We start from the raw sequence: 12,020 nt of genomic DNA on the forward strand, positions 1-12,020 counted from the left end.
GCGCCGTTGGAGGTCGCCTCTGGCGAAACGACGTCTGGCGAGGCACTCTCTCGGCATCACCGGGGGAGATCGAAATGACCAGAGTGAACGCATGTATTGCGATGGCCGGTTCGGCCGCCGCCCTGTTGCTGGCCGCCTGCTCGCAAACCGAGGGCGAAGCCAAGGCTGACGGCGAAGCCGCCGCTGCTGCTGCCGGTGGCGACGTCGCCTTCGAGACGCGGCCCGACATCCGCGAGGGCGTTCAGGCCCTGCCCCGCCTGACGGGCGACACGCCGGCGATCGCCGCGATCAACGCCGACCTCGACCGAATCGACGCCGACACCGCCGGATGCGACGGCCCCGGGACCTTCACGCGCACCGCCACCCTGCCGATGACCGGTCCGGGCTTCTTCACCGTCATGCTGAGCGACGAACTCTTCTGCGAGGGAACCGCCCGACCCAGCATCGGCTTCACCGCCATCACCTACGACCTGTCCACGGGACAGCGCGTGGACTGGAGCACGGCGGCCTCAGGCCTGCGCGCCACACGCTCCAGCGCCGAGGGCATGCCGGCCAGCTACGAGCCCACCCTGACATCGGAAAATCTGGCGGAATGGTATGCGCGCGAGATGCTGGCTTCGACGAACGCCGACTGGCTGGAACAATGCCGCGACCGCTTCACCGAGGAGATGCTGGCCGACGACGGCTTCAAGATCTGGCTGGACGCGCGAACCGGAGGCCTCGCGGTCTCCGCCGACTTCCCCCACGTCGTCATGGCGTGCGCCGAGACCGCGACGATGACCGAGGAAGAAATGCGCCGCTTCGGCGTGACGCCCGCCGTTATCGAGGCCGTGACCACCGCCCGGACGGCAGGAAACTTCGCGCCCAAGGGCTAGGCCGCGCCTTTTCGGATGCGGATCGAGACGGGGGATTGTAGGTCGAGGCGATGACCCAGTCTCCCCGTCTCGGCACGCCCCTGTCGCCCACCGCCGTCCGCGTCATGCTGCTGGGCGGCGGCGAGCTCGGCAAGGAGGTCGTGATCGAGCTCCAGCGGCTGGGCGTGGAGACCGTCGTCGTCGATCGCTACGCCGACGCGCCCGCCATGCAGGTCGCGCACCGGTCGCACGTCGTGACCATGACGGACGCCGCCGCGCTCCGGGCCGTCATCGCCGCCGAGCGGCCCCATCTGATCGTGCCGGAGATCGAGGCCATCGCCACGGAAGTCCTGGTCGAGGTCGAGGCCACCGGGACCACCGTCATTCCGACAGCGCGCGCGACCCAGCTGACCATGAACCGCGAGGGAATCCGGCGGCTGGCCGCCGAAGAACTGGGCCTGCCGACCAGCCCCTATGCCTTCGCAGGCTCAGCCGCCGAACTGGCCGAGGCGGCGCACCGCATCGGCCTGCCGGTCTTCATCAAGCCGGTGATGTCCTCCTCCGGCAAGGGCCAGTCGATGATCGACGCGCTGGAGGACGCTGGCAACGCCTGGGCCTATGCCCAATCCGCAGGGCGGGTCGAGACGGCGCGCGTCATCGTGGAGGGCCGCATCGACTTCGACTTCGAGATCACCCTGCTGACCGTGCGGTCGCTGCGGGACGGTCAGATCATCACCGACTTCTGCGCGCCCATCGGCCACCGTCAGGTCCGGGGCGACTATGTCGAGAGCTGGCAGCCCCAGCCCATGACCCCGGCTGCCCTGGCTTCGGCCCAGGACATCGCCAGCCAGGTGACGGGCGCGCTCGGAGGCCTCGGCGTCTTCGGCGTGGAGCTGTTCGTGAAGGGCGATCAGGTCTGGTTTTCGGAGGTCTCGCCCCGCCCGCATGACACCGGCCTTGTGACACTGGCCACCCAGACCATGAGCGAGTTCGCACTGCACGCCCGCGCGATCCTCGGCCTGCCCGTCGACGTCAGCCAGCGCGAGATTGGAGCCAGCGCCGTGATCTATGGCGGCATGGAAGCGGCGGGAATCGCCTTCGAGGGCGTCGCCGAGGCTTTGTCGGTCCCGACCGCAGACCTCCGTCTGTTCGGCAAGCCCGAGGCGTTCGAGCGTCGCCGCATGGGCGTGGCCACGGCTCGCGGTGCTTCGGTGGAAGAAGCCCGCGAACGGGCGCGCGAGGCGGCCGGCAGGGTCCAAGCTGTTCGCGGCTGATCCAAGTCCCCGCTCATCCCGGCGAAAGCCGGGACCCAGTCCTTTTGCCAGGTACGGTGCACGGGTCAACGGTCAGAGGCCAGGAGGCGAGTGTCGTCGCCCAAAACACTGGGTCCCGGCTCTCGCCGGGATGAGCGGAAGGGGAAGGGCTCTAAAGCCCCTGCGCTATCGCCAACGTCGGCGCACCGGCAGCGGCTGCTCGGGCCAGTTCCTGCCGGTTCAGCGCCTCGAGCGCTGCGTCCAGCACCGGATCGCGGCCAGCGCGGCGATCCTCGACCGTGCGGGCCACCACGACGTCGGGGGCCACCCCCCGTTTCTCCAAACGCACCCCGCCTGAGGTGATGTAGTCGGCCCGGCTAAGCGTCAGCCGCCCGCCATCCGGCAAGACCGTGTCCTGAGAGATCAGCACCGACCCCGCCGTGTGCTCCCCCACCACCAGCGCCCGCCCGGCCTCCTGCAGGGCAGCAGGGGTCAGTTCGGCGGCGCTGCGGCTGGCGCTGTCGACCAGCACGGCCACATCGTGCGGGGCCGGTTCGCGGAGGTCGCCGCAGCCCGGCATGATCGTCAGCGTCACCGGGCGCCCATTGCGCGCCACACGGGTCGCCCAGGGCTGGCGGGCAGGCAGAAAGCAGGACAACGCCGCATCGGCCTCCAGGAGGAGCCCGCCCGGATTGCCCCGCAGATCAATGACCACGTCGGTCTCCACGGGGACGGCGGCGAGCTGTTCTCCCAGCCAGCGCCCGAGGCCTGCCTCGAACCCGTCCACCCTCAAGACAACGGCCCCCGCCCGGGACGTGTCGACCGTGAACGGCGGCAAGGGGTCCATCTCACGCGGGACCAGGGTCACCGTCCGCGTCTGGCCCGCCTCATCCAGGAAGGTGAGCAGGGTCGGTCGCCCGGCCTCAACGTCGAAATCCACGCCCCACGACTGGCCATCCACGGTCTGAAGCACCCAGCCGACCTCGATCCCGGCCTCCTCGGCGGGCGAACCGGGGCGAACCGCGTCGATACGCCAGGCGTCGGCGTCCAGCCGCGCCAGCATCACCCCCATCACGGCACGACGTGTCCGCGCCTGATCCTGACGACGCGCCTGGGCCGGCGAGATCGCTCCCGCGTGATCGTCGTCGAGCAGGTCGAGCATCTCGCCGAGCGCGCGATACAGAGCCCTGTCATCCGCAGCCGCGAGGGCCTGGGGCCGATAGGTCTCGCGCGCGGCGCGCCAATCCACACCGTGCAGGTTGGGATCGTAGTAGCGCCGCCGAACGGTGTCCCAGACGGTGTCGAACACCCGGGCGTTCATCCGCGTCCGCTCGCGGTCGGGTGACACGACGACCTGGGCCGCGGACGCTTGGGGTTCCCGCGCCGAAACCGGTGCCGCAAATACGACGAGCAACATCGCCGCCGCCGCGGCGGACAGGGTGTGCTTGACGAAAGGGCCGGCGGGGAGGCTCATCCCCGCCAGCCTAGAACGCGACGATCTCGTTACTCAAGTCACGAAACCGATGCGCGGCTGTCGCGCGTGTTTCAGATCACCGGTCAGTCCCCGCGACCCGATCCCGGACGTTCCCCGTCGCCGAGCGCTCCGTCGCGGTCCACGTCCATGCGCTGGAAGGCCTCGCGCAGCGGAGCCAGGAACTCGTCCTCGGTGACCCGCCCGTCGCCATTGGCGTCCATGTCACCATGGCCGTCCGGCCCGCCGAAGCGTCGGATTTCGACGCGGCGCTCGCCCGGTCCATTCCATTCCATGTCGCCGCCGGGCCCACCCCGGCGCATGACGAAGACCTCGCGGTCGCCGCCGCCCGGCCCGCCGTGGAACATCATGACGTCCCCTGGTCCGTGACCAGGGCCATGGCCGCCGCGACGCAGGGTGAAGGTGGAGACCCCGTCGCGGCTCTCGGCGTCTCCATGCCCGGAGCTCAGTTCCTCGGTCGACAGACGCCCGTCGTTGTTCGCATCCATGCGGTCGAAGGCGGTCGACAGGGGGGCGGTGAATTCCTCGCGGGTGACGAAGCCGTCCTGATCGGCATCGAGTCGACCCGGGCCATGGGGTCCGCCCATGGTGACGATCCGGACCTCGGAACGGGTCTCGACACGCGGCTCTGCGTCCTGGCCAACAGGCATGGCGGCGAGCGCCGCGATCAGGGCGATGGTGGAAATCGACATGAGGTCTCCTCGACGTTCTTGATTCCCCCTTTGGACCACGCCCGCCTTGCCGACGTGTTTCAACCTGACCAGCGATTGTTTCATGACTGAAATGACGCTGCGGTCTTCGCCAAGGCATAAAGGGTCTATGATCGAGCCGTCCGCCCGCATCCTCGTCGTCGACGACGACCCCGGCATCCGCGAAGTGCTGTGCGACTACCTGAGCCACCACGGCTATGTCGCCGTCGGCGCGGCCTCGGCCGACGACATGGACCGGGAACTCTCCGCCCGCCCGGTCGACCTGATCGTGCTCGATCTCATGATGCCGGGCGAGGACGGCCTGTCGGTCGTGCGGCGGCTGGGCGGAACGCCGCCCGTCGTCATGCTGTCGGCCATGGGAGAGGACACCGACCGCATCGTGGGGCTGGAGCTGGGGGCCGACGACTATCTGGCCAAGCCCTGCAATCCGCGCGAACTCCTGGCCCGGGTCCGCGCCGTGCTGCGCCGTCCGCGCGAGGACGAGGCTCCGGCGGGCGCCGCGCTCGACTTCGACGGCTGGCGACTGGATCTGGTGCGGCGCGAGCTGCGTCGACCCGACGGCCAGGCCGTGACGTTGTCGGCCGGCGAGTTCGGTCTGTTGCGCGCCTTCGCTGAGCGACCCGGCCGCATTCTGACCCGCGACCAGCTGCTGGAAGCCGCGCGTGGCTCCGACGCCGACGTCTTCGACCGCGCCATGGACGTCCAGATCAGCCGCCTGAGGAAGAAGCTCGACGACGGCTCGGGTCGGGAACTGATCGCCACGGTGCGCGGCGAGGGGTATCGCTTCGACGCCCGCGTCAAGAAGGGGGTCGTCCGCTGATGCGCCCCCTGGGATCCATGTCGGTGCTGGTCCAGGTGGCGCTGCTGGCTGTGTTCGCGGTCGTGGCGTCGCAGATTGTGGCCTTCGTCGTGGTCCTGACCGCCCCGCCGCCCCGCCCGGCGGGCTTCAATGTCGCCGCCGCCGCCGAAGCCCTGGCGGGTCGTCCGGCCGAGACCGCCGATGGCCGCGATCTGGTGCGGCGCCTGTCGCGCGACGCCCCGGAAGCGCCCAACACCGCCACGCCGATAGAGCGTGTGATCGCCGCCGCCATCGCCGAGCGCATGGGCCTGCCCGGCGACGCCGTCCGGGTCACCCTGGACCGGGAGGGGCCACCGCGCACTCTCATGTTCGAGCGCGAGCGACCGCCGCCGGTCGGCCCTCCGCGGGTCGAGGCCGATGCTCCGGCCGTCGTCGCCCGCTCGACCGAGAGCTTCGTCTTCACGCACCGGTCCGAGGTCACCAACCGTCCGCCCGAGGCGATCATGGCCCATGTCGAGGCCCTGATGGCGCGGCGGCGCGCCGAAGACGCAACCACGCCGTCCGACACCGTCCAGATCATCACCAGTGGCGACCGCCAGACCCGCTTCAGCGTCACCGCCGACCGCTTGACCTTCGCGCCCTTTTCGGCTTCGGCCCGTCTGTCCGACGGCCGCTGGGCCACCGTCGAGCCGCCGCGCGGCTGGATCGACCCGTGGCAGGCGCGGCTGCTCATCGCGCTGGGCATCACCGCCCTGATCCTGGCGCCCGTCGTCTGGCTGATGGCGCGCCGCCTGACCCGGCCCATCCGCGTCTTCGCCGAGGCCGCCGAGCGTCTGGGTGCCGACCCCGACGCCGAGCCCCTGACCCCGTCCGGTCCATCGGAGGTCCGCACCGCCATCTCGGCCTTCAACGACATGCAGGCCTCGATCCGCCAGCACATGCGCCAGCGGACCCAGACCATCGCCGCCATCGCCCACGACCTGCGCACGCCCCTGACCCGCCTGCGCTTTCGCGCCGAACAGGCCCCAGAGGCTCTGCGCGACCGCATGGCCACCGATGTCGAGGAAATGGACGCCCTGATCGGTCAGGCCATGGCCTTCGTGCGCGGCGAGCAGCAGGCCGAGCGCCATGAACCGCTGGACCTCGCCATCCTTGCCGCTGACTGCGTCCTGGGCTTCGCGGAAACGGGAGCCGCCGTCCGCTTTTCCGGCGACGCAGCCCTGCCTGTCCTCGGCGATCCGGCAGGACTGCGCCGGGCGCTGGCCAATCTGATCGACAATGCCCTCAAGTTCGCTGGAGAGACACAGGTGAACGCTACCCGATCAGACGGGCAGGCGATCATAACCGTGGCGGATCGTGGCCCCGGTCTATCGGACGCAGAGCTCGAAGCCGCCTTTGAACCCTTCCAGCGCGGCGAACGCTCACGAAGCCGCCAGACGGGAGGTGCCGGGCTGGGACTGACCGTGGCGCGGCAGGCCGCACGCGCGGCAGGCGGAGATGTGACCTTGGCGAACCGGCCAGGGGGCGGTCTGGTGGCCCGGCTGAGCCTGCCATTGCGAACCTAGTTCATGCGATCCGGCGGCCATCCACCGCGGCCAAGGCCAACGCTGGCCGGTTGGAAACGCCGACTCCCATGGATACCCGCGCCGTCAGCGGACCGATAGGCTCGCGCAACCGTTCCTGCTTCAAGACAGGCTGATAGAGACCTATGAGCCGGTCGGTTCGCCCATCTGACGTTCTCAGGGGCGCAATGACGATCTCCAACAGGCCACGCAACGGGTCGGCCTCAGCGACCATCACGACCGGTCGCGCCTCTCGAACCGCCTGACCTAAGGCTGCGTGAACCAGGGCGTGGCTGTCCGGCGCCCATAGGTCCAGCATGGCGACCCCTGCCATCCGCCGCCCGTGCAGCGCTTCGATCCATGCGCCGGCCAGGCGGAATGTCGCGCCCCGCGCCGTGCGATCGGCGCTGAAGAGTTGCGGCACCAGGGATCCGAAACGCATCGGCTCCAGATCGGCGCGCGCGGGCAATCCGCCCACTCTTGGCAGAGCGACCCAGCGCTCGATCAGGGTCTGCGTGCCGCTATGGAACACCTGGCGCACCTCCGCGCCGGTCCGCGCAAGCCTCGCGCCGCATCGTGAATCGCTCGGAAACGGAAACGAAAGACCTTTGCCGCCAGATGTCAGGCTGGATCGGCCCATGCGCGGGCCGCGTGATGCTTTTCGGGAGCCCAGCCCATGCGGGTGCGGATCAAGACATGGCTGCCGGCCGCATTGGGGGCCATCGCCTTCCTCGGCCTGGCCGGAGCCGCCTCGGCCCAGTGCGCGTCTGGATGCCAGCCACCACCTCCGCCCCCATCTTGCTGCCAACCGCCCCCGCCGCCTCCCCCGCCGCCACCGCCGCCGGGTTGCTGCGACCATCCCGACGGTCCGGACTATCCCGACGAGGACGGCGGCGATGTCAACGTGAACGTGAACGTCAACGTCAATGCGAACGCCAATGCCTCAGCGGCGGCCAGGGCCGGCATCAATGCCCGCGTCGGGGGCTACGGCAATCTGCGCCAGGGCGGTGGCGGTTCGGCCTATGTGAGCGTCGAACAACCCTATCCCACCGTCATCCAGGGCCTGACGGTCGAGGCCGGGGCCGTCGCCCGCATCGTGCGCGTGCCTTACGAGGCCCGCCGTCGCTGGGAAAAGCGCGTCGTCATCCAGGCCTTCTGCATCGACGACCGCGGGAGCCCACACCCCGCCTCTCAGGTCATCCCTGACCGCGACATCCACGACGGCTACGAAGGCGAGCTCTATCGCTGCATCGCCGGCACGCGCCTGCAGATCACCTGGGCCGAGTGGTTCGGCCACGTGTCCTTCGACAGGGGCGAGAGCTTCTATTGCCAGAAGGGCGAGGCCCTGTGGCGCGACCGCATGGGCTCGCTGACCTGCCGACCCCAGACACCCCAGCGGGAGTGCAACGAGCGCTCCCTGCTGCGCCGCTACGGTGCCGGCGTGAAGGTCGTCACCTGGGTCCGCGAGGAAATCTACACCGAGTACCGCGAGGAAACCATCATGGAACAGGGCGCGGCCATCACCGGGGCCAGCCTGATGCTGGATGGTGGCGTCGGCGGTCGGGTGTTCTAGCGCGGCGTCCAGAAAGCTGAATGGCGCACAACGGGCCGTTCAGCCTGCCAAAAGCGCCGCTCCCCTAGATGGAGACCGTCGGTCATCGCCGGCGATCCTGAGTAGACTTGGCCCCGGGGCATTCGCTCCGGGGCCATTTTTCCGTCTATTCCACGCTGGCGGCCACCACACCGGCGCGCCAGGCCCTGGACGGATCCAGGTAGCGCTGGGCCAGCGTCTGGATCGTGGCGGGCGTGACGGCCTCCAGATCGGCGATGTGGCCGGTGATCTCGGCCACGGCCGCCGGATCGGTGTCGACATCGGACAGCTGGCTCAGCCAGTACTCATTTCCGGCCTGGGCCCTGCGCAGACGCTCGACCTCGGGCGCGCGGGCCCGGGTGAGCTCGTCTTCGGTGATCGGCACGTCCCTCAGCGAGGCCGCGATGGCGGCCATTTCGGTGAAGAAGGTCGCGCGGTTCTCCGGCGTTACCTGGGCCGAGGCGAAGATCGAGCCATAGCCTTCGAACACGTCCGACGACGACGACCCGACGCTGGGCGAATAGGTGATCGCCAGTTCCTCGCGGATGCGCTCGATGACCCGCAGCTCCATGACGGCCGCGAGCAGGCCGAGCTGGCGCGCTTCGGTCCGGTCGCCGACAGAGTCGGTCGTCGGCCAGGCGATGTAGGCCATGGCCTGTTCGGCCGGCCCGAGGTGGGTCAGGCGCACCGGCTCGGGCGTGGCGGCCGGGAAGCGCAGGACCCGGGCCTCGGGGCTGGGCGTCGGTGCCGCCGGACGGGCCGGCAGGGCACCGAACGTGGAGCCGACCGCGGCGATGGCGTCCTGAACCGTCACGTCGCCAACGACGGTGACGTCGATCGGGCCCTGCGACAGGCCTGCGATCACGCCCGCCTTCAGCTGATCGTTCGTCCAGCCCGCGATCTCGGATGGGTTGGGGAAGGTCTGGCGTGCGTCGCCCGAGGCCAGGAGACCGGACGACTGGATGGCGAAAGCCCCCGCAGGGGTGGCCGACTGCTGGGCCACGATCTGGGGGAACAGGGCCTTGATCTGCTCGAACGGGGCAGGACGCAGGCCTGGATCGGTCAGATAAGCCGCCAGGACCTGCATCTGCAGGCTCAGGTCCGCCGGACGGGTCGTCCCCGACAGGCGATAGGCGTCGCCATCGAGCGCGAAGCCGGCCGAATAGATGCGTCCGGACAGGACACGGTTCAGCTCGTCCAGCGTCAGACGACCCAGACCGCCCGCTGTGAAGGTGAAACCGGCCAGGGACTGGGGATCAGGCGTCGTGGTCGACAGGCCCAGCTCGCCGATGCCGGTCTCGACGCTGACCAGGATCTGTTCGTCGCGGAAGTCGGTCGGCTTGACCGTCAGGCGCGTGCCGTTCGGGAAGGTGACGACGGTCGCGCCGATGTCGGCGATCTCGCGGACCTCGCTGGGCTGGGCGGCCTGGCCGAAGTCGGCGTAGGGCCACTCGAGCGCCGCGGCCTCGGCGCGCGCCGTCACCGGCACGGCCTGGGAGGCCTGCAGCATAGCGGTCACCGCCGCCTCGCCGCCCTCGATGGGCTCGGGCGTGACCACCAGAACCAGCGGTCCCTCGCCCTGGAAGGCCTCGCGCACGGCGGCGTTGACGGCGTCCGGCGTCAGGTTGGCGACCGTGGCATTGAAGATATCCAGGGTGGTCTGCGGATGGACGAAGACGCGGTTGTCATTGGTGGCCTGCAGCAGACCGTTGACCAGCGCCGGCGTCGTCCGCGTCGCGGCGGCGGCAACAGCGTTCTCTAGCGCGGTACGATTTTCGGTGATCTCGCGCTGAAGCTCGGCCTGGGTGACGCCGAACTGGACGATGCGGCGGGTCTCCTGCTCCATCGCCTCGATCGCGCGCTGGATGCCACCCGGATTGAAGCTGGCCGAGACCGAGCCGAGATCGAGACTGTTCACGATGGTCTGGGCCGAAGCGCCCGCGCCCACGAACGGCGGATTGTCGGCCCGCGCCAGTTCGCCAAAGCGGCGGTTCAGCACCGCGAGGCCCAGGCTCCGAACGATGCGCGACTGGCGCTCGGCAACGGTGTCAGGATCGCGGTCGGGCGCGCGGGTCCAGTTGATCTGGACCGAGGACTGGATACCCGGCTCGACCAGGATGCGGGTCTCGGCCTCGCGCGGGGCGACGGTGCCCAGATCGGGCTCCGGCCCATCGGGCGCGCTGGGCTCCCAGCTCTCGAAGGCCGCGCGGATCTTGCCTTCCATCACATCGACGTCGAAGTCGCCGACGGCCAGCATGGTCGCGCGACTGGGCCGGTAATAGGCCTCGTAGAAGGCGACGAAGCGGTCGCGCGGGGCGGTGCGGATGATCTCCAGATCGCCGATCGGGAACCGGTTGGCCAGGCGTTGGCCGGGGGCGAGCAGGGCCAGCTGGGCCTTGGCGCTGCGCAGCTGGGGCGTGTTGCGGGTGCGCTCCTCGCCGACGATGACGCCGCGCTCTTCGTCGATGGCCTGGGGATCCATCAGGGCCTCGGACACCTGCTCGCGCATGATGCGAAGCGCCGTGTCGACCGTCTCATCGTTCGTGCGGGGCAGTTCCAGCTGATAGAAGGTCTGGTCGAAGCCCGTCGCGGCGTTGGTATCGGCGCCGAACGCCAGGCCCAGCCGCTCCAGAATGCGCAGCAGCTCGTTCTCGGGAATGTTGGTCGTCCCGTTGAAGGCCATGTGCTCCATGAAGTGGGCCAGACCCAGCTGGGTCTCGTCCTCCATCAGCGAGCCGGCGTCGATGCGCAGGCGAAGCGACGCCTGTCCCGGCGGGGTGGCGTTCCTGAGGATCGCATAGCGCATGCCGTTGGGCAGGGTGCCGAAGCGCACATTGGCATCGGCGGGAATGTCGCTCGTCGTCTGCGGCCAGGGATCGGACGGCGCTTCCTGGGCCAGGGCGGGCATGGCGCTGGTGATCAGGGCAAGGCCCGAGGCGGCGGCGAGCAGCAGTCGGCGGGTCTTCAGCATGGTGGCTCCGGTCATGGGGCGAGGCGTGACGATGACCAGACGGCCCCCCGCTTGGTCGGGTCCGATCCTTAACGTCCCGTCATGAAGTGTAAAATGAACTTTACGTCAGGAATCGATCCGAAGCCCGGCCGCATACCGCTTCCAGTTTTGCACATAGTGCTCGGCCGAGGCCTCCAGCGCCGCGATCTGGCCGGGCTCCAGTTGGCGAACCACCTTGCCCGGCTGGCCCATGACGAGGCTGCCGTCGGGGATCACCTTGCCCTCGGTGATCAGGGTGTTGGCTCCGATCAGGCAGTTCTTCCCGATCTGCGCCCGGCCCAGCACCACCGCTCCGATGCCGATCAGGGTCCCGTCGCCGATCGTGCAGGAATGTAGCATGGCCATGTGCCCGACCGTGACGTTCGCCCCGATGATGAGAGGCTCGCCGGGGTCGGAATGCAGCACGCTACCGTCCTGGATGTTGGTGTTCTCGCCGATGACGATCGGATCGTTGTCGCCGCGTACCACCGCGCCGAACCAGATGCTGGCCCCCGACTTCAGCGTCACATCGCCGATCACCGTGGCGTTCGGCGCGATCCAGTATTCGCCGTCTGCCGGCAGCTGCGGTTTCTTGTCCGCCAGCGAATAGACTGTCATCAAACCCTCATCTGATCTGGAACGCTTTGGCGCTTTAAGCCTTCGTAAACCACGTTAGCATCAAGGTGTTGATGCGATTCGAGGCGGCCATTTCCGCCCCGGATCCGAAGCCGGATCAAGCCCGGTCCGGTCAGAGCCCAGGAGAGCGTGCG

At 69.3% G+C, this 12,020-nt stretch carries 10 protein-coding genes; 5 read left to right on the forward strand and 5 right to left on the reverse strand.

Annotation, left to right across the window (positions count from 1 at the left end):
- Positions 1 to 74: 74 nt before the first annotated feature.
- Positions 75 to 875: a hypothetical protein gene (locus IP78_RS06645; RefSeq protein ID WP_156320314.1), complete on the forward strand. Its 801-nt coding sequence runs from the start codon at positions 75 to 77 to the stop codon at positions 873 to 875.
- Between the two features lie 50 nt (positions 876 to 925).
- Complete coding sequence (gene purT, locus IP78_RS06650) at positions 926 to 2,128, forward strand: formate-dependent phosphoribosylglycinamide formyltransferase (protein ID WP_054110918.1); 1,203 nt, start codon at positions 926 to 928, stop codon at positions 2,126 to 2,128.
- Between the two features lie 151 nt (positions 2,129 to 2,279).
- On the opposite strand, the gene IP78_RS06655 is transcribed toward purT, so the two are convergent.
- Positions 2,280 to 3,581, reverse strand: coding sequence for a S41 family peptidase (locus IP78_RS06655; protein ID WP_054110919.1), 1,302 nt, complete (start codon positions 3,579 to 3,581; stop codon positions 2,280 to 2,282).
- Positions 3,582 to 3,664: 83 nt separating this feature from the next.
- Positions 3,665 to 4,291 (reverse strand): EF-hand domain-containing protein, encoded by a 627-nt coding sequence (locus IP78_RS06660; protein WP_054110920.1) that lies wholly within the window; start codon positions 4,289 to 4,291, stop codon positions 3,665 to 3,667.
- A gap of 127 nt (positions 4,292 to 4,418) precedes the next feature.
- Between IP78_RS06660 and IP78_RS06665 the strand changes: the two genes are divergently transcribed.
- Positions 4,419 to 5,129, forward strand: a complete 711-nt coding sequence (locus IP78_RS06665) for a response regulator (protein WP_082384888.1) — start codon at positions 4,419 to 4,421, stop codon at positions 5,127 to 5,129.
- The gene (locus IP78_RS06670) at positions 5,129 to 6,673 is read left to right on the forward strand and encodes an ATP-binding protein (protein WP_054110922.1); all 1,545 of its coding nucleotides are present in this window, start codon (positions 5,129 to 5,131) and stop codon (positions 6,671 to 6,673) included. The genes IP78_RS06665 and IP78_RS06670 overlap by 1 nt, the downstream gene beginning before the upstream one ends.
- A gap of 1 nt (position 6,674) precedes the next feature.
- Here IP78_RS06670 and IP78_RS06675 read toward each other — a convergent pair whose 3' ends face one another.
- Positions 6,675 to 7,310 carry a PAS domain-containing protein gene (locus IP78_RS06675; protein ID WP_082384889.1) on the reverse strand — a complete coding sequence of 212 codons (636 nt, stop codon included), beginning with the start codon at positions 7,308 to 7,310 and terminating at the stop codon, positions 6,675 to 6,677.
- A gap of 264 nt (positions 7,311 to 7,574) precedes the next feature.
- On the opposite strand from IP78_RS06675, the gene IP78_RS06680 reads away from it, so the two are divergent.
- The gene (locus IP78_RS06680) at positions 7,575 to 8,243 is read left to right on the forward strand and encodes a hypothetical protein (RefSeq protein WP_054110924.1); all 669 of its coding nucleotides are present in this window, start codon (positions 7,575 to 7,577) and stop codon (positions 8,241 to 8,243) included.
- Between the two features lie 145 nt (positions 8,244 to 8,388).
- Here IP78_RS06680 and IP78_RS06685 read toward each other — a convergent pair whose 3' ends face one another.
- Positions 8,389 to 11,232 (reverse strand): pitrilysin family protein, encoded by a 2,844-nt coding sequence (locus IP78_RS06685; RefSeq protein ID WP_054110925.1) that lies wholly within the window; start codon positions 11,230 to 11,232, stop codon positions 8,389 to 8,391.
- A gap of 105 nt (positions 11,233 to 11,337) precedes the next feature.
- Positions 11,338 to 11,868, reverse strand: coding sequence for a gamma carbonic anhydrase family protein (locus tag IP78_RS06690; RefSeq protein ID WP_054110926.1), 531 nt, complete (start codon positions 11,866 to 11,868; stop codon positions 11,338 to 11,340).
- Positions 11,869 to 12,020 lie beyond the last annotated feature (152 nt).

It is taken from the genome of Brevundimonas sp. AAP58 (genome assembly GCF_001295975.1).
Classification (GTDB): domain Bacteria; phylum Pseudomonadota; class Alphaproteobacteria; order Caulobacterales; family Caulobacteraceae; genus Brevundimonas.